16 protein-coding genes are annotated in these 17,984 nt (G+C 71.7%); 13 read left to right on the top strand and 3 right to left on the bottom strand.

The window, feature by feature from the left end:
* Positions 1 to 141 precede the first annotated feature (141 nt).
* From ACIBI4_RS04180 to ACIBI4_RS04165, 4 genes are all read left to right on the top strand, one after another.
* Positions 142 to 594, top strand: coding sequence for an SRPBCC family protein (locus tag ACIBI4_RS04180; protein WP_399201978.1), 453 nt, complete (start codon positions 142 to 144; stop codon positions 592 to 594).
* 182 nt (positions 595 to 776) lie between these two features.
* Positions 777 to 3,146, top strand: a complete 2,370-nt coding sequence (locus ACIBI4_RS04175) for an MFS transporter (protein WP_399201977.1) — start codon at positions 777 to 779, stop codon at positions 3,144 to 3,146.
* 150 nt (positions 3,147 to 3,296) lie between these two features.
* A complete protein-coding gene (locus ACIBI4_RS04170; RefSeq protein ID WP_399201976.1) occupies positions 3,297 to 5,768 on the top strand; it encodes a SpoIIE family protein phosphatase in 2,472 nt (823 codons plus the stop codon).
* A gap of 178 nt (positions 5,769 to 5,946) precedes the next feature.
* On the top strand, positions 5,947 to 6,684 hold the full coding sequence (locus tag ACIBI4_RS04165; protein WP_399201975.1) for a class I SAM-dependent methyltransferase: 738 nt from the start codon (positions 5,947 to 5,949) through the stop codon (positions 6,682 to 6,684).
* 39 nt (positions 6,685 to 6,723) lie between these two features.
* Here the strand turns inward: ACIBI4_RS04165 and ACIBI4_RS04160 are convergent, their stop codons facing one another.
* On the bottom strand, positions 6,724 to 7,299 hold the full coding sequence (locus ACIBI4_RS04160; protein WP_399201974.1) for a TetR/AcrR family transcriptional regulator: 576 nt from the start codon (positions 7,297 to 7,299) through the stop codon (positions 6,724 to 6,726).
* Between the two features lie 144 nt (positions 7,300 to 7,443).
* Between ACIBI4_RS04160 and ACIBI4_RS04155 the strand changes: the two genes are divergently transcribed.
* The 5 genes from ACIBI4_RS04155 to ACIBI4_RS04135 all read left to right on the top strand — a co-directional run bounded on the left by ACIBI4_RS04155 (position 7,444) and on the right by ACIBI4_RS04135 (position 14,044).
* Complete coding sequence (locus ACIBI4_RS04155; RefSeq protein WP_399201973.1) at positions 7,444 to 8,631, top strand: XdhC family protein; 1,188 nt, start codon at positions 7,444 to 7,446, stop codon at positions 8,629 to 8,631.
* A gap of 108 nt (positions 8,632 to 8,739) precedes the next feature.
* On the top strand, positions 8,740 to 9,573 hold the full coding sequence (locus tag ACIBI4_RS04150) for a M55 family metallopeptidase (protein WP_399201972.1): 834 nt from the start codon (positions 8,740 to 8,742) through the stop codon (positions 9,571 to 9,573).
* On the top strand, positions 9,566 to 10,927 hold the full coding sequence (locus ACIBI4_RS04145) for a M20/M25/M40 family metallo-hydrolase (RefSeq protein ID WP_399201971.1): 1,362 nt from the start codon (positions 9,566 to 9,568) through the stop codon (positions 10,925 to 10,927). The genes ACIBI4_RS04150 and ACIBI4_RS04145 overlap by 8 nt, the downstream gene beginning before the upstream one ends.
* A 13-nt stretch (positions 10,928 to 10,940) precedes the next feature.
* The gene (locus tag ACIBI4_RS04140) at positions 10,941 to 12,995 is read left to right on the top strand and encodes a prolyl oligopeptidase family serine peptidase (protein ID WP_399201970.1); all 2,055 of its coding nucleotides are present in this window, start codon (positions 10,941 to 10,943) and stop codon (positions 12,993 to 12,995) included.
* A gap of 98 nt (positions 12,996 to 13,093) precedes the next feature.
* Positions 13,094 to 14,044: an LD-carboxypeptidase gene (locus tag ACIBI4_RS04135; RefSeq protein WP_399202038.1), complete on the top strand. Its 951-nt coding sequence runs from the start codon at positions 13,094 to 13,096 to the stop codon at positions 14,042 to 14,044.
* A gap of 92 nt (positions 14,045 to 14,136) precedes the next feature.
* Here ACIBI4_RS04135 and ACIBI4_RS04130 read toward each other — a convergent pair whose 3' ends face one another.
* Positions 14,137 to 14,961 carry a class I SAM-dependent methyltransferase gene (locus ACIBI4_RS04130; RefSeq protein WP_399201969.1) on the bottom strand — a complete coding sequence of 275 codons (825 nt, stop codon included), beginning with the start codon at positions 14,959 to 14,961 and terminating at the stop codon, positions 14,137 to 14,139.
* A gap of 193 nt (positions 14,962 to 15,154) precedes the next feature.
* Between ACIBI4_RS04130 and ACIBI4_RS04125 the strand changes: the two genes are divergently transcribed.
* The 4 genes from ACIBI4_RS04125 to ACIBI4_RS04110 all read left to right on the top strand — a co-directional run bounded on the left by ACIBI4_RS04125 (position 15,155) and on the right by ACIBI4_RS04110 (position 17,548).
* On the top strand, positions 15,155 to 15,403 hold the full coding sequence (locus ACIBI4_RS04125; protein ID WP_399201968.1) for a DUF1049 domain-containing protein: 249 nt from the start codon (positions 15,155 to 15,157) through the stop codon (positions 15,401 to 15,403).
* A complete protein-coding gene (locus ACIBI4_RS04120) occupies positions 15,400 to 15,714 on the top strand; it encodes a hypothetical protein (protein WP_399201967.1) in 315 nt (104 codons plus the stop codon). Before ACIBI4_RS04125 ends, ACIBI4_RS04120 begins: the two co-directional genes overlap by 4 nt.
* 77 nt (positions 15,715 to 15,791) lie before the next feature.
* Entirely contained in the window at positions 15,792 to 16,364 is a 573-nt protein-coding gene (locus tag ACIBI4_RS04115; protein WP_399201966.1) for a GNAT family N-acetyltransferase, read from the top strand.
* Positions 16,365 to 16,426: 62 nt separating this feature from the next.
* On the top strand, positions 16,427 to 17,548 hold the full coding sequence (locus ACIBI4_RS04110; protein WP_399201965.1) for a methyltransferase: 1,122 nt from the start codon (positions 16,427 to 16,429) through the stop codon (positions 17,546 to 17,548).
* A 57-nt stretch (positions 17,549 to 17,605) separates the two neighbouring features.
* On the opposite strand, the gene ACIBI4_RS04105 is transcribed toward ACIBI4_RS04110, so the two are convergent.
* Positions 17,606 to 17,941, bottom strand: coding sequence for a DUF6204 family protein (locus ACIBI4_RS04105; protein ID WP_399201964.1), 336 nt, complete (start codon positions 17,939 to 17,941; stop codon positions 17,606 to 17,608).
* Between the last annotated feature and the right edge of the window lie 43 nt (positions 17,942 to 17,984).

The following is a 17,984-nucleotide window of genomic DNA, read 5'->3' as shown; positions in this document are numbered from 1 at the left end:
TTTTTGTTGTTTTTTGTTTTTGTGGTCGTGGTGGTTTCGGTGGTGGTCGCCGCCCCCCCCCCCCCCCCCCCCCCCCGCGCGCCCCCCCCCCCCCCCCCCCCCCCCCCCCCCACCCCGTGACGCAGCAGTGGAGGAAAGACCATGGCCCAGGTCGAAGCCGTGACCGAGCGGATCATCGCGGCGGAGCCGGACGATGTCTTCGATGCGCTCGCCGACTACAGCGGTACGCGCGCGAAGCTGCTGCCCGAGCACTTCAGCGAGTACGAGGTGCGGGAGGGCGGCGACGGCAAGGGCACCCTCGTGCACTGGAAGCTGCAGGCCACCAGCAAGCGCATCCGCGACTGCCTGCTCGAGGTCGACGAGCCCACCGAGGGTCAGCTCGTCGAGAAGGACCGCAACTCCTCGATGGTGACCACCTGGACCGTCACCCCGGCCGGCGAGGGCAAGGCGCGCGTCGTCGTGCAGACCGTGTGGAACGGTGCCGGCGGCATCGGCGGCTTCTTCGAGAAGACCTTCGCGCCCAAGGGCCTCGCCCGGATCTACGACGCCGTGCTGGCCAAGCTCGCCGCCGAGATGGAGAAGCCCGCGGCCTGAACCGTGTGCTCAGTGGGGTGGCACCCGGGCGTCAAGTGACCCACTCGAAAGGGTAGTTGCCCCAGTCACTGGTTCGAGTGGTTCTCGTCAACGGTGGGTATTCCGCCGTAACTCGTCGCGCTTATCGCAGTTGTCGCGTATTGCGGGAATTGAGCGATAAGCGCGATGAGGGGAGCGGGTACGTGGGCGGGACCACTCTGGTGAAGGAAGCGCCGGGCGAGGCGCCCCCGCAGGACCCGACGCCGCCGCCCGCGCAGGCGGTCGAACTCGGTCCGCGCCAGGTCAAGTTGGTCTTCCTCGGGCTGATGCTGGCCCTGCTGCTCGCCGCGCTCGAGCAGATGATCGTCGCGACCGCCCTGCCGAAGATCGTCGGTGATCTGCAGGGGCTCGACCGGATGCCGTGGGCGATCACCGCGTATCTGCTGACGTCCACGATCGGCCTGCCGATCTACGGCAAGCTCGGGGACCTGTGGGGACGCAAGGGCGTCTTCCAGTTCGCGATCGTCGTCTTCGTGATCGGCTCGGCGCTGGCCGGCTGGTCACGCACCATGAACGAGCTGATCGCCTTCCGTGCGCTGCAGGGCGTGGGCGCCGGCGGCCTGTTCATCGGGGTGCAGGCGATCATCGCCGACATCGTCCCGCCACGCGAACGCGGGCGCTACATGGGCCTGATCGGCGCCGCCTTCGGGCTCGCCTCGGTCGCGGGACCGCTGCTCGGCGGGTTCTTCACCGACCACGCGTCGTGGCGCTGGTGCTTCTACTTCAACGTCCCGTTCGGCCTGATCACCCTCGCCGTCGTGACCGTCGTGCTCAAGCTGCCGAAGCCGAAGGCCAGGCCGCGGCTCGACGTCCTCGGCTCGCTGCTGCTCGCCGCGGCGTCCACCTGCCTTGTGCTGCTGACCAGTTGGGGCGGCACGGAATACGAGTGGGGCGACCGCGTCATCCTCGCTCTCGCCGCCGGCGCCGTCGTCTCGACGGTCCTCTTCCTCGTCGCGGAGAAGTACGCGGCCGAACCCCTCATCCCGCTGCGGCTGTTCCGCGACGCGACGTTCAACCTCACCGGGATCGTGGGCGCGGTGATCGGCGTCGGGCTGTTCGGCGCGGCGAGCTATCTGCCGACCTTCCTGCAGATGGTCGACGGGGCCTCGGCGACCGAGTCCGGTCTTCTGATGCTCCCGATGATGGGCGGCATCGTCTTCGCCTCGATCATCTCGGGTCAGCTGATCAGCAAGACCGGTCACTACAAGGCGTATCCGGTCATCGGCGGTCTGGTCTCCGCGGTCGGCATGTGGCTGCTCTCGCTTCTGGAGACCGACACCTCGCGCCTTGCGTACAGCGTCTGGATGGCGGTGCTCGGCGTCGGGATCGGCCTGATCATGCCGGTGCTCATCCTCGCCGTGCAGAACGCGGTGCCGCCCGCCGACCTCGGCACGGCCACCAGCGCCAACAACTACTTCCGGCAGATCGGCGGCAGCGTGGGCGCCGCCGTCTTCGGCACACTCTTCGCCAGCCGGCTCACCGACGCCCTCGCCGACGAGCTGCCCGTCGGAGTGGACCTGCCCGACGCGGAATCGATCACACCGCAGCTCGTCCACGCCATGGAACCCGCCCTCAGGGACGGCTACATCCAGGCGTACGCGGACGCGATGCCGCGGATCTTCCTCTACCTCGTGCCGGTGCTGCTGCTCGGCTTCGTCCTCGCCTTATTCCTCAAGGAGAAACCGCTGGTGTCCCACAACGCCCCCGCCACCGAGCCCGCCGCCCCGATCCCGCAGGCCCGTACGGCGTACGCGGCCGGGGTCCCCGTGTGCGGATCCGTGCAGCACTCCGACGGCAGCAGCGTCCCGCGCGCCGCCCTCACGCTGATCGACGTCCAGGGGCGGCAGATCGGCCGGGGCGCGAGCGGCGAGGACGGGCGGTACGCGCTGTCCACGCCGGGGGCCGGCGCGTATGTGCTCATCGCGGCCGCCGGCGGACACCAGCCGCAGGCCGTCTCGGTCACCGTCGGAGAGCGGCCTGTCGAACTCGACGTCGTGCTCGGCGGCGCGGGACGGCTCGCCGGGACCGTGGTGACCGCCGAGGGTTCACCCGTGCGCGACGCGGCCGTGACGCTCACCGATGTGCGCGGCGAAGTGGTCGCCAGTACCCGCAGCGGGCGCGAAGGCGGCTATGTGATCAACGAGTTGGTGGCCGGCGAGTACACCCTCGCCGCCAGCGCCCCCGCGTTCCGCCCGGCCGCGCTCCCGGTCAGTGTGCAGGCCGCGCGCGAGACCCGGCAGGACATCGAGCTCGCGGGCGGCGCGGTGCTGCGCGGCACCGTTCGGGCCGGGGGCGGGCGGCCCGTCGAGGACGCCCGCGTGACGCTGCTCGACGCGGCCGGGAACGTCGTCGACACGCTCACCACGGGACCCGACGGCACCTTCCGTTTCGTCGACCTGTCGTCCGGGGAGTACACGGTGATCGCCGCGGGCTATCCGCCGGTGGCCACGGTGCTGCAGGTCGCGGGCGGCGGACGCACCGAGCGCGATCTCCAACTCGGCCACGAGGACTGAGAATTGAGCCGCGCCGGGCGCGAGGGGGCGCGCGTGCGCCCCTATTTCCCCGTTGCCGCACATCTCAAGGCGCCGTCGCCGTACCGTGGTTGATGTCGGCACGGATCTTCGGTGCGCCCACGCACCAGGGGAAGGAGGGGAGCCCCGACGATGGACCGGTCCAGGGATCCCCTGCAGGGGCCCGGCGAGCCCACGGGGCACGGCGAGGGACAGGAGCCGGACGCGCAGCACGCGGTCACCGGCCGGATCCCGCTCGCCGTCGTCGTGGTCGACGGCGCGGGTCTCGTCTCGCACTGGAGCACCGGCGCGCGTCGGCTCTTCGGCCACCCGCGTGAGGACGCGGTGGGGCAACCCGCCGTCGATCTGCTGCCCGTCTCCGGAGCGCTCCCCGAGGAACTGCCCGCCGTGGGCGCGTACGAGGACTACGAGGCGTACCGCGAACTGGGCCAGGATCTCGAGGCCTCCCTCGGCGGCCGCACCTCCTACCCGGCCGCGGGCCGCGCCCGGCTCGGTGCGCCGGGGCCGGACCGGATCGATGTCCTGTGGTGGGCGTATCCGCTGGTCGGGCCGGGCCCCGAGCGGCTGCTCGTGCTCGCCGCCGACACAGCGGGCGTGCACATGGACGAGGACGGTCCGGTGGAGCGGATCGCGCCCGGGTTCGCGCTGCACACCGAGTTCGACGGCAGCGAGGAACTGGCCCGCAGGCTGCCGGAGATCCTGCCGAGCATGAGCGTCGGTGAGAGCTCACGGATCGTCTCGCAGGTGCTCGAACTGGGCTATCCGGTCCTGGAATTCAGCCAGAGCGACCGCGTTCCCGTCACGCCCGACTGGGGTGTGCCGCGCCGTGAGGAGCGCCGCGCACGCCGTCGGCGCGCCGCCGTGCAAGGCGCGATCCCGGCGCCGAGGCAGGCGCTCGACGAGGTCCAGGAGGACCTCGAGTACGCGGCCGTCCGCGAGCATCTGGAGTTCCTGAACGAGGTCTCGGGGCGCATCGGCACCTCGCTCGACCTGGCGCAGACGATTATCGAGGTGAGCCGCGCGGTCGTGCCGCGCTTCACCGACGTCGCGGGGACGTATCTGCGCGAGCAGGTCGTCGCCGGCGAGGGCTTCCCCGACGGGCCGCCGGACGCTACCACCATGTGGCACCGCGTCGCGCTGGAGCACACCGACGAGCCGGGGCGCTGGGACGACGTGGTGCCGGTCGGCGAGTCCATGCCGTTCCCCGTGCACACCCCGTTCTTCCAGTGCATGACCACCGGGCAGCCGGTCCTCGTGCCGCGGATCAGCGAGGAGATGGGCACCAAGATCGCGGCCCAGTTCGAGAAGCGGGACATCCGGCCGCTGATCAGCAACCGCTCGATGCTCGTCGTCCCGCTGAAGGCCCGCAATGTGGTGCTCGGCTTCATGATCCTGCTGCGCCACCCGGAGCGGCAGGTCTTCAACGACATGGACCGGGTCACGGGCGCCGAACTGGCCGCCCGCGCGGGGCTCGTGCTCGACAACGCCCGCATGTACACGTACCAGGAGAGCGTCGCCGAGACGCTGCAGGACTCGATGCTGCCGCACATCGCGCCGCGGATGGCGGGCTGCGACATCGCGACCCGCTATCTGCCCGGCACGCTGCTCGGCCGGGTCGGCGGTGACTGGTTCGACTCGGTGAAGCTGCCCGGCTCCCGCACCGCGCTCGTCGTCGGTGACGTGATGGGGCACGGGCTCAACTCGGCCGCGATGATGGGCCAGTTGAGGACCGCCGTGCAGACCATGGCGGCGCTCGACCTGCCGCCCGCGCAGCTCCTTCGCAACCTCGACGATCTGGCGCAGCGGCTCGGCGAGCAGTACCTCGCGACCTGTCTGTATGCGGTGTACGACCCGATCGCCGGCGAGTTGCAGCTCGCCAACGCCGGGCACATCCCGCCCGTGATCGTACGGGCCGAGGACGGCCGCAGCGAGTTGCTCGACCTGCCCACGGGCGCGCCGATCGGCGTCGGCGGGGTGCCCTTCGAGACCGTACGCGTGCCGGTGGAGCCCGGCGACCGGCTCGTGATGTGCACCGACGGCCTGGTCGAGGTGCGCGGCGAGGACATCGGTGTGGGCCTCGCGACGCTCTGCGAATCGGCCGCACACCCCGCCGCCTCCATGGACGACGCCTGCGACACCATCATCCGCGCGCTCAACACGCGGGGCGGCCGCAAGGATGACGTGGCGCTTCTGATGGCGCGGCTCAACGGGGTGACATCCGAGGACGTCGCCCACTGGCAGCTCTCCCTGGATCCACGCGAAGTGGGCCGCGCCCGCCGTCTGGTGCGCGCACAGCTGGCGGACTGGGGGCTCCAAGGGGTCACGGAGACCGCGGAGTTGCTGGTCAGCGAGCTGGTCACCAATGCCGTACGACAGGCGCACGGGCGGCCCGTCGAGCTGCGGCTGGTCCGGACCGATGTGCTGCTCTGCGAGGTCGAGGACGACGACCACATGCTGCCGACGCTGTGCAGCGCCGGGCCCGCCGACGAGGCGGGACGCGGCTTGGGCGTCGTCGAGCGGCTCGCCCGGGAGTGGGGAGCGAGCCGGACCGCGGCGGGCAAGTCCGTATGGTTCGAGCTGGGGTTGCCGCGGGTGCGGCGCTGAGAATTCCTCCGGCGCCGAGTCGTGTGGCGCCGCTCCCCGGTGCGAGGGGGCGCACGGAGGCGCACAAGGGGCGTGCGCGGCTCGAACGATCGGTGAAGGTATGCGTCGGCAGCTTGTCCGGGCGCCCTTGCCGAGGGTAGACCGATCTCTACATGCGACAACCTGGGGAGAGTCGGTCATGAGCGTGACGAGCCGGTACAAAGAGGCGTGGGAGGGCTTCTGGCGCGAGGCGCCGGAGGAACAGGGCGCGGTGTTCTGGGATTCCGAACCCGCACTCACCGCGGGGCTCCATCTCGCCCTGGCCGAGCCCTACTTGACGGCCGCGGGCCTGCCCCTGATCGACCTCGGCTGCGGCAACGGCACCCAGACCCGCTTCCTCGCCGACCGCTTCCCGCGCGTCGTCGGCATCGACCTCTCGCAGGCGGCGGTCGAGCACGCCGAGCACGCCGACGCGGCGGCGCCCGAGACGATCGGGCGGGCCGAGTACCGCCGGCTCGACGCCATCGACAAGGCCGGAATCGAGGCGCTGCGCGACGAACTGGGCGACGCCCATGTCTACATGCGCGGCGTCCTGCACCAGTGCGAGCCCGCCGACCGACGCCCCCTGGCCGACTCCATCGCCACCCTGCTCGGCGCGCGCGGCCGCGGTTTCGTCGTCGAGCTCGCCGAACAGGCCGGGCCGATCCTGATGGGCCTCGCGAAGAGTCCCACGGGCCCGCCGCCGAAGCTGCTGCCGGTGTTCCAGCACGGCATCGCGCCCGCGGAGGTGTCCGATGCGGCCGTGCCGGACCTGTTCTCGGCGGCCGGTCTGGACATCCTGGAGAGCGGCGAGATGCCGCTCATCACCACCGATTACACGGCGGACGGGAAGCGGATCGAGCTGCCGTCGAAGTGGCTGATCGTGGGGCGGTCGTAGTCGGCTGCTCTGCGGGGCGGCGGGATCCGTACGGCGCGGTCAGGGGCGGACGCGCAGGCTCTCCATCACCAGGTCGAGCATGCGCGTCGAGCGCTCCTGCCAGCGCTCGTCGACGGGGATGCTGAACAGGCCCGCGATCAGGTAGAAGAAGTCCTCGTCCGTGACGCCCTCGCGCAGCGTGCCGGCCTCCTGGCCGGCCGCGAGCAGGGTGCGCACCGCGGCGATCAGGGCGGCCGGTGACGGCTTCTCCGCGCCGGTCGCGCTCATCGCGTGCCGCATCGCCTCGCCGAGGCCGGCCTTCGCGCGCGCGTGCGCGGCCAGGCGGTCCATCCAGGCGCGCAGCGCCTCGGCGGGTTCCATGGCTGCGAGCAGCTCGGCCGCGCTGTCGGCGACCTGGGTCATCTCGTGCCGGAAGATCTCCAGGACCAGCTCGTCACGGCTCGGGAAGTTCCGGTAGAAGGTGCCCTGCCCCACGCCCGCCTTCCGGGCGATGGCACTCAGCGGTACGGCGGGATCGCGGGTCAGCTCGTCGAGCGCGACCTCCAGGATCCGCTCGCGGTTGCGCTGCGCGTCCGACCGCTTGCGTGCCGTGACCTGCTTCGCCTCGTCGGCCATGGGCTGTGCCTGTACTTCCTCGTATACTCGGATAACGGACAGCTGTCCGCTTGGTTCAGGGTAGCGCTGCCGGCCCTGTGCTGTCGCAGCCCTGCCGCTGCTGAGCCAGACTTCAAGGGTGTACGTGCCCGTAGGAGCCCCCAAGTGCTCGACCTCGCCGCAGAGTTGACCGAATGGCTGGCCGAGGGCCGGTCCTTCGCCGTGGCCACGGTCGTCGGCGCGAGCGGCAGCGCACCGCGCGGCCCCGGCGCCGCCCTGGCCGTGGACGCGGACGGCACCGTGCTCGGCTCGGTCTCCGGAGGCTGCGTCGAGGGTGCGGTGTACGAGCTGTGCGCACAGGCGCTCACGGACGGCGAGCCCGTGCTCGAACGGTTCGGCTACAGCGACGAGGACGCCTTCTCGGTGGGGCTCACCTGCGGCGGCGCGATCGACGTCCTCGTCACGCCCGTGGGCCCCGAGGCGCGCGAGCGGGACCTCTTCACCCGAGCCGTCGAGGCCGCCGTACGCGAGGAGGGGGTGGCACTCGCCCGGGTGCTGCGCGCGCCGGCGGAGCTGGTGGGGCGGGCGGTGCTCGTATGTGCGGACGGGACCTATGAAGGGACGATCGGCGGCGCGGCGGACGCGGATGCGGACGTAGACGCGGACGGGCACGGAGGCGGGGACGGGGACGCGAACCGGCTGGCGCGCACCGTCGCCGAGGAGGCCGGGGCGCTGCTCGACACCGGACGCAACGGGACCGTGGAGCTGTCCGAGGACGGCTCGCGGTGTCCCGGCGGGCTCACCGTCTTCGTGGAGTCGAGTCTGCCGCCGCCGCGGATGATCGTGTTCGGCGCCAACGACTTCGCGGGCGCGCTGGTGCGCGCGGGTGCGTTCCTCGGCTATCGCGTCACGGTGTGCGACGCGCGCGAGGTGTTCACGACGCGGGCGCGGTTCCCCGACGCGGACGAGATCGTCGTCGACTGGCCGCACCGCTATCTGGCGCGCACACCGGTCGACCCGCGGACCGTGCTGTGCGTCCTCACGCACGACGCCAAGTTCGACGTGCCGCTGCTTGAGCTGGCGCTGCGCATGCCGGTCGCGTACGTGGGAGCGATGGGATCGCTGCGCACTCACGAGGACCGCAGGCGGCGGCTGCTCGCGGCGGGCGTCGGGGAGCGGGAGTTGGCGCGGCTGCGGTCGCCGATCGGCCTGGATCTCGGCGGGCGCAGGCCCGAGGAGGTCGCGCTGGCGATCGCGGCCGAGATCGTGGCCGTACGGCATGGGCGGGACGGTGGGCCGATGAGCCGGAGGGCGGGCAGGGCTCCCGCGCCTCGGCCGACGGCACCTTCCTGAGCTCGGAGAACACGTCTGGCAACCCCTGTGGAAAAGCCAGAGGTCCAGTCCAGCGACAGTTATCCACAGGGCTGGTGGGCCTCGCGACCGAGCGCGTACGGTCTCCGCATGAAGATCCTCATCAGCGCCGACATGGAAGGCGCCACGGGCGTGACCTGGCCCGCCGATGTGCTGCCGGGCCACGCGCAATGGGAGCGCTGCCGCTCCCTGTTCACCTCGGACGTGAATGCCGCGGTGCTCGGCTTCTTCGACGGCGGAGCCGATGAGGTGCTCATCAACGAGGCGCATTGGTCCATGCGCAATCTGCTGCTCGAACAGCTCGATGACCGCGCCCAGATGCTCACCGGCCGCCACAAGTCACTGAGCATGGTGGAGGGCGTGCAGCACGGGGATGTCGACGGGATCGCGTTCATCGGCTATCACACGGGCGCGGGCACGGAAGGAGTTCTGGCACATACGTATCTGGCCAACTCCATCACGGGAGTGTGGGTCGACGGCGTGCGGGCGAGCGAGGGCTTGCTCAACTCGCATGTGGTCGCCGAGTTCGGTGTGCCCGTCGTGCTCGTCACGGGTGACGATCTGACCTGTGAGGATGCGCTCGGGTATGCGCCGGGCGCCCTCAAGGTCGCGGTGAAGGATCATGTGTCGCGCTATGCGGCGGTCTGCCGCACACCGGCCAGGACCGCGGCCGACATCCGCGCCGCGGCCAAGGAGGCGGCAGCGCTCGCGGTGCGCCAGGAGCCGGTGCAGGGCGGGCCGTTCACCGTGGAGCTGGAGTTCGACGCCGAGCATCTGTCACAGGCGGCCACCGTCGTCCCCGGGGTCGCGCGCTCCGGGGAGCGGAGGGTGGCCTACACCAGCCCCACGATGTATGAGGGGATTCGTACGTTCAAGGCGGTCACCACGGTCGTTTCCGCCGCGGTCGAGGAGCAGTATGGCTGAGCACAGCACACAGGGTCCGGACAGTTCGGCGGACAGCGGGATCGATGCGACCGGGCTCGACGAGGTGGTCCGTTTCACGTCGGACCTGATCCGTATCGACACCACCAACCGGGGCGGCGGCGACTGCCGGGAGCGCCCCGCCGCGGAGTACGCGGCGGAGCAACTGGCCGGGGCGGGGCTCGAACCGACCCTCCTCGAGCGCACTTCGGGGCGCGCCAATGTCGTGGCCAGGATCGAGGGCACCGACCCCTCGGCCGACGCGATCCTCGTGCACGGCCATCTCGACGTCGTGCCCGCCGAGGCCGAGGAGTGGCAGGTCGACCCGTTCTCCGGGGAGATCCGCGACGACGTGGTCTGGGGCCGTGGCGCGGTCGACATGAAGAACATGGACGCGATGATCCTGTCCGTGGTCCGCTCCTGGGCCCGCCAGGGAATCCGACCTCGGCGCGACGTGGTGATCGCGTTCACCGCCGACGAGGAGGCCAGCGCCGAGGACGGCTCGGGCTTCCTCGCCGACCAGCACGCCGGGCTCTTCGAGGGATGCACCGAGGGGATCAGCGAATCCGGCGCGTTCACCTTCCACGCGGCGCCCGGTATGTCGCTGTACCCGATCGGGGCGGGGGAGCGCGGCACCGGCTGGCTGAAGCTCACCGCGCGCGGCCGGGCCGGCCACGGCTCCAAGGTCAACCGGGCCAATGCGGTCACCCATCTCGCCCAGGCCATCTCCCGGATCGGCGAACACCAGTGGCCGGTGCGGCTCACCCCGACCGTGCGTGCCGCCCTCAGCGAACTGGCACGGCTGCACGGCGTCGAGACCGATGTGTACGCACCGGACTTCGACGCGGACGAACTGCTCGGCAAGCTCGGCCGGGCCGCCGCACTGGTCGAGCCGACCGTGCGCAACAGCTCCAACCCGACGATGCTGCAGGCCGGGTACAAGATCAACGTCATTCCGGGTGAGGCCGTGGCCTACGTCGACGGGCGGTTTCTGCCCGGCGGCGAGGAGGAGTTCCGCCGGACCATGGACGAGCTCACCGGACCACACGTCGACTGGGAGTTCCACCACCGCGAGGTCGCCCTCGAAGCACCGGTCGACTCGGACACGTTCCGGAAGATGCGCGCCGCTCTCGAGGAATTCGAACCGGACGGGCATGTCCTTCCGTACTGCATGTCAGGAGGGACGGACGCCAAGCAGTTCTCCCGCCTCGGCATCACCGGCTACGGCTTCTCGCCGCTGAAGCTGCCGGAGAACTACGACTATGCGGCGATGTTCCACGGCGTCGACGAACGGGTGCCCGTCGAGGCCCTGCACTTCGGCGCCCGGGTACTGAGCCGTTTCCTGCGAACGGCCTAGCGGAGTGGGGGACATGGTGCGCACCGAGCCGTACGGGGAGTGGGCCTCGCCGATCGACGCGGCCCTCGCCGCCTCGCACGACGGCCGCCCGGAGTGGGTCGGCTTCGTCGGCGACGAGGTGTGGTGGACCGAGCCGCGCCCGGCGGAGGCCGGCCGCCGCGCCTTGCTGCGCCGGCGCTCCGACGGACGCGAGGAGTCGGTGCTCGCACTGCCGTGGAATGTGCGGACACGCGTGATCGAATACGGCGGCCGGCCATGGGCGGCGGTCCAGCGGGCCACGGGACCGCTGGTGGTCTTCAGCGACTTCGCCGACCAGCGGCTCTACGCGTACGAGCCGGACCGGCCCGGCGCGCAACCCGTGCCGCTGACGCCGGTCTCCACGGTGGGCGGCGGGCTGCGCTGGGCCGAGCCACAGATCCTCGCCGAGCGCGGCGAAGTGTGGTGCGTCCTCGAGGAGTTCACGGGGGAGGGCCCGCAGGAGGTACGGCGGGTGGCGGCCGCGGTGCCGCTCGACGGGTCCGCCGCGCACGACCGCGCGGCGGTGCGTGAACTGTCGGACGGACGGCACCGGTTCATCACCACACCCCGGGTGGCGCCGGACGGCGGACAGGTCGCGTGGATCGGCTGGGACCACCCGCGGATGCCGTGGGACGGCACAGAGCTGACCGTCGCGGATATCGCACCGGACGGCACCTTCACCGGCGCCCGGGTCGTGGCCGGCGGCCTGGAGGAGTCCATCGCCCAGGCCGAGTGGGCGCACGACGGGACGCTGGTGTTCGCGTCGGACCGAAGCGGGTGGTGGAACCTGTACCGCTGCCGGGTTGGTGCGGGTGCGGGTGCGTTGGCGGGTGCCGGACCTGAGGGGACGCCCGCTGTGGGTGGCGGACCGGAGGCGAGCCGCCCCCTCGCGGTGGCGCTCTGTCCAAGAGAGGAGGAGTTCGCCGGGCCGTTGTGGAAGCTCGGGCAGCAGTGGTTCGTGCCGCTGGAGAACGGGACGGTGGCCGTGGTGCACGGCGTCGGGGCGACCGCGCTCGGCATCCTCGACCCCGAGACCACGGACGTCGTGGACGTCGCCGGGCCCTGGACGGAGTGGTCGCCCACCCTGGCGGCGCACGGCTCGCGTGTGGTCGGCATAGCGGCCAGCCCGCGCAGCGCGGCGGAGGTCGTCGAGCTCGACATCCGCACGGGCCGCGCCCGCGTCATCGGCGCCGCCCATGACGACCCGGTCGACCCCGTGTACTACCCGGAGCCGCAGATCCGCACCTTCAGCGGACCGCTGGGCCGTGACATCCACGCCCACATCTACCCCCCGCACAACCCCGGCCACCGAGGCCCGGACGACACCCTGCCGCCGTACGTCGTCTGGGCGCACGGCGGGCCGACCGGGCACGCACCGCTCGTGCTCGACCTGGAGATCGCCTACTTCACCTCGCGCGGCATCGGCGTCGCCGAGGTCAACTACGGCGGCTCGACCGGCTACGGCCGCGCCTACCGCGAACGGCTGCGCGAGCAGTGGGGCGTGGTCGACGTGGAGGACTGTGCGGCGGTCGCCCGCGCGCTCGCCGAGGAGGGCACCGCCGACCCGGCGCGCCTCGCGATCCGCGGCGGCAGCGCGGGTGGGTGGACGACGGCCGCCTCGCTCGCCACGACGGATGTCTACGCGTGCGGCACGATCATCTATCCCGTCCTCGACCTCGAGGGCTGGGCCACCGACGAGACCCATGACTTCGAGTCGCACTACCTCGAATCGCTCGTCGGACCGTTCGCGGAGGTCCCCGGCCGGTATGCCGAGCGGTCGCCCACCTCGCAGGCCGAGCATGTCACCGCGCCCTTCCTACTGCTGCAAGGGCTCGACGACGTGATCTGTCCGCCGAGCCAGGCCGAGCGGTTCCTGACGCGGATGGCGGGCCGCAGGATCCCGCACGCCTACATCGCCTTCGAGGGCGAGGGGCACGGGTTCCGCCGCGCGGACACCATGATCCGGGCACTGGAGGCGGAACTGTCGCTGTACGCCCAGGTGTTCGGACTGCGGCCACCCGGAATCGACACACTGGAGCTGAGCAAGTGAGGCGTGAAGGGGAGACCATCCGCAGCGGGTGGGGCGAGAGCGGCTGGGACGATCCCGCACCCACGCGGGGCGTCGCGCCGCTCACCCGGCCGCAGCGTCTGCGGCCGGGCGCGCGGGTCGCCGTCGTCGCGCCGAGCGGACCCGTCCCCGAGGAGCGGCTCGAAGCGGGCCTGGACATCCTCCGCGGCTGGGACCTCGAACCGGTCGTCGCCCCCCATGTGCTCGCCACGCACCCGAAGTTGAGCTACCTGGCCGGAGCCGACCGTGACCGGGCCGCCGACCTCCAGGCGGCCTGGTGCGACCCCTCGGTGTCCGCGGTGATCTGCGCGCGCGGTGGGTACGGCGTGCAACGCATGGTCGATCTGCTCGACTGGGATGCGATGCGGGCTGCGGGGCCGAAGGTGTTCGTGGGGTTCAGTGACATCGCTGCGCTGCACGAGGCGTTCGCGCTGCGGCTCGGTCTTGTCACGCTGCACGGGCCCATGGCGGCGACGGCCGACTTCCTCAAGAACGCTCGGGCGCAGGAGCACTTGAAGGCCACGCTGTTCACACCGGAATCGGTCCAGACGATCACGGGCGGCCAGGCTCTGGTGCCCGACGGCACCGGCGCCCGCGCGGGCGGAGGGGACCGGTCGGACCCGTCCGTCACGCCCGGTCGCGCGCGGGGTGTCACCCTCGGCGGCTGCCTGGCGCTGCTTGTCGCGGACCTCGGGACCCCGTTCGGGCGGACGTCCGCGCGGGGCGGGCTGCTGTGCATCGAGGACATCGACGAGGAGGACTACCGCATCGACCGTCTCCTCACCCAACTCCTGCGCAGCGGCTGGCTGGACGGGGTCGCGGGGGTGCTGCTCGGCTCCTGGCAGGAGTGCGGTCCGTACGAGGAGGTGCGCGAGGTCTTCGCCGACCGGTTCGGCGGCCTGGGCGTGCCGATCCTGGAGAACGTCGGCTTCGGCCACTGCGACGGTGCGCTCACGCTGCCGCTGGGGGTACCGGCCCTGTTGGACGCGGAGGCCGGCGAACTGCGGCTGGAGGTACCCGCGTTGAGGTGAGCCGCGCTCCGGGCGCCGCCGCGTCGTCCGAGGCGAGGACGAACTCCCCGGCCGAACTCTCGGGCCGAACTCCTCGGCCGCACTCCCCGATCTCAGGAGCCCGCCACAAACCCGTACCGCACGAACCGCCACCCGTCCCGCAACGGAGGAATGCGGGCCAGCCCTCGCAGCACCGTGCGGGACGGGGTGCACTGGCAGGTGCGGCCCGTTTCGTCGAGGACCGAGAGCGAGGCGAGCAGACGGAGGGGTGGGTGGGCCCGGGCGAAGCGGTCGGGGGCGGGCAGGGCCCAGCGGAAGGACGTCCGCGTGTGGCGCAGGAGCGGGTGGAAACCCGCCAGGGACCGCAGCCAGGGGGCCACTCCGTCGAAGACGAGGCGTCCCCGGGAGAAGTGACCGGCGACGCGGTTCACCAGACGGCTCACCTCGTCCGGCGGCAGATACATCAGCAGCCCCTCGGCCACGACCAGCGTCGGCCGGTCGCGCGGCACCTCGTCCCACCATCCGGCGTCGGTGACCGAGGAACCCAGGGCCCGTACACCGTCGACCGGACCGTAGAGGCGCTCGCGGAGCGCGATCACCTCCGGGTAGTCCACGTCGATCCACATCGCGGACGCGGGCCGCTCGACCCGCAGCGGACGGCTGTCCAGGCCGCAGGCCAGATGCAGGACGAGACCGTCCGGCCACTCCTGGAGGAACGCGGTGGTCCAGTGGTCGAAGCGCCGCGCCCGCGTCGCGATCAGCGGGGCGAGGGGCCGCAGTCCGCGCAGCCGGGCGAAGTCGTAGTCGATCTGTTCCACGAGCCGCTGGGCGTACGGGTCGCCGAGGACGGGATGGGCCTTGCGGCTGTCGACGGCCCGTAGATACAGCGTCATCAGGAGGGTCTCCTTCACCTGCCCGAGTTCGACCTCGTGCGCCATGACCCACTCCGTCCGGGAAGGCGGCCGTACCACCGCAGTCCCAGTGAGCCAGGCCCTCCCCGCGAGGGCCACCCGCCTCACCCATTGGGCCCAGCCCGCCACCCGCAGGGGCACCGGCCGCGTGCGGCCGGACGGTCGGCTGCCCATGCTGGCCGAAGGGGGCGACGGCGTCACCCCGGACGGAAGGGCCCGCATGAGCTCCAAGAACTCCAACGGCACCAGCGGCACCGGCGGCGGCAAGGCCAAGGGGCTGATGACGCCCGGACGTCTGACGGTCGCCGCGATCGGCATCCTCGGCCTTGTCTTCATCTTCGAGAACACCCGCAGCACGAAGATCCGTCTGCTCATCCCCGAAGTGACCATGCCGCTCTGGATGGCGCTGCTGTTGACGGCTGTGATCGGAGCGCTGTGCGGGGCCTACTTCATCAGGAGACGGAAGTGACCACACTCTTGCGCCGGGCGGCCGTGCTCACCGGCACCGTGCTCGCCACGACGGCCCTCACCGTGACGACCGCGACGGCGGCAGGACCGCCGATGCCTGACTTCCGGGGCAAGGGCCTGATGGACGTCTTCCGCACGGTCGACTACCGCACGCGCGTCGATCTGCACGACGCGAGCGGCTACCAACGGAACGTCCTGTGGCCCCTGAACTGGAAGGTCTGCACCCAGACCCCGGCGCCCGGCGTCGAGCTGACCGGCCAGACGATCGACATCGGCGTGGTCAAGAAGACGGAGACCTGCCCCAGGGCGTAGCCCGCGAAGTCCCGGGGCAGGCACCGGTCCCGGGAGTAACCCGAGGCCGCACGGCCGCGGCGTTCTAAGGTGCGGCCATGGATGACAGCACCACGACGTACCTCGCCACCGGGCCCCGCGTCGGCCTGCGCCGCCTCACGTACGCCGACGGCGAGGTCTTCGTCGCGCTGGCGCGCGAGAGCCGCGAGCTGCACCATCCGTGGCTCGCCCCGCCCGTGACCGCCGAGCAGTTCGCCCTGTACGCGCAGCGGCTGATCGAGGATCCCGCGCGAGCCGGGTTCCTGATCTGCGAACGGGGCGTAGACGAGGGCCACGAGCCGGCCCGCGGCCGGATCGCCGGTTACGTCAACATCAACAACATCGTCGAGGGCGCCTTCCGCAACGGCGCGCTCGGATACGGGGCGTTCGCGCACGCCGCCGGACAGGGCCTGATGAGCGAAGGGCTGCGGCTGCTCATCACGTATGCCTTCGGGCCCGCGCTCGGGCTGCACCGCCTGGAGATCAACGTCCAGCCGGACAACGCCGCCTCGATCGCGCTGGCCCGCCGCTGCGGGTTCCGCCTGGAGGGGTTCTCGCCGGACTTCTTGTACATCGACGGGGCGTGGCGCGACCATGAGCGGTGGGCCCTCACGCGGGAAATGGTCCGGTAGGCGACGCCACCGCGTCCGCGCCGGGGGAGAGGGCCGGGGGAGCTGGGGAGAGGACGCGCACCATGACTGCGGACATTCCGGGCACGGACGCCGAGAGCGCCTCGGCCGGGACCGGCCCGACGACCACACCCACCGACGGACCAACCGCCGATGCAGCCGGTGAACCGACCGGCGATCCGGTCCACGAACCCACCCGTCCACCTTCAACCCTCGCCGCGCTGGCCGACCTTGCGACGCCGATGGCGATCCGTGCCGCCGCCACACTGCGGATCGCGGAGTCCCTCGACGAGGGGCCGCGTACCGCCCGTGAACTGGCCGCCGTGGTGGGCGCGGACGCCGACGCATTGGAACGGATGCTCGCGCATCTCGCCGCCAAGGCGGTCCTCGCCCGCGACGCCGTGGGCCGCTACTCCCTCACCGCCTTGGGTGCCGAACTGCACGCGGACCACCCTTCGGGCGCCCACCCCTGGCTCGACATGGCCTCACCGCTGGGCCGCGCGGACCTCTCCCTGGTCGAGCTGCTGCACTCCGTACGGACCGGGCTGCCCGGCTTCCCGCTCCGCTACGGTGCCTCGTTCTGGGACGATCTGGCCACGACGCCCGACCGGCAGGAACGGTTCGACACCCTGATGAGCCGCAACGCGGGCGTCGACGGACCGCTGCTCGCCGCCGCCTACGACTGGGCGGCACTCGGCCGCGTCCTCGACGTCGGCGGCGGCAACGGCGCCCTGCTCACCGCCCTGCTCACGGCCCACCCCACCCTGCACGGCACGGTGCTCGACCGGGACCGTACCGCCGAGCTCGCCCGGATACGGTTCGCCGCCGAGCGGCTCAAGGAGCGCGGTGACGCGGTCGAGGGCAGCTTCTTCGACGAACTGCCCACCGGGTACGGCGGCTATCTGCTGTCCTCGATCGTCCACGACTGGGACGACTCCTCCGCCGTCGCGATCCTGCGCCGCTGCGCGGAGGCGGCGGGCAGCACCGGCCGCGTCTTCGTGATCGAGCAGATCGGCGGCGACGGGGAGCAGCTGCGCACCGAGATGGATCTGCGGATGCTCGTCTTCTTCGCCGGCAAGGAGCGCACGGTGTCCCAACTCGCCGACCTGGCGGGCGAGTCGGGCCTCAAGCTCGTGGGCGTGCACCCGGCGGGCGGTCTGGCGGTGGTGGAGTTCGCGGCGGGCTGAGGCGGCCGGACCCGAGGGCGCAGGCCGCGGCTTTGGTGAAACGGGCGCCGCGGCCGCTCAGCGCCCCTTGCGGTTGATCTTCATGGTGTCCATGTCGGTCACCTTCGCCTTGAGCGCACCGTGCCCGGCGCCGAGCTCCCGCAGCGCGCTCTCCGCGCGGTCCTCGGCGATGACCCCCGCCATCTCGTCACCGTCATCGCTGTCGGAGACGACGACATAGCGGTACGAGAAGTGCTTGAGCGTGCGGTCGTACGCGAGCGAGCCCTCCTCGCTGAAGCGCATCGCGTTCATGCCGTGCTCGTCGACCTCCGCGAGCAGCCGGGCGCGTGTCGCCTCGCCGAGGTCCTCGAAGGCGCCTCGGACGATGACCCGGTACGTGTGTGCTGCGCCCATGCCGATCTGCTTCCGTCGCGGGGGCCGGAGCCCCGTATACCCG

Origin of the sequence: Streptomyces sp. NPDC050418, from assembly GCF_044458745.1 — a bacterium.
In the GTDB taxonomy this organism is placed as follows: domain Bacteria; phylum Actinomycetota; class Actinomycetes; order Streptomycetales; family Streptomycetaceae; genus Streptomyces.
Note: the sequence above shows the minus strand (reverse complement) of the source record. Positions and strands in the feature narration are given on the sequence as shown.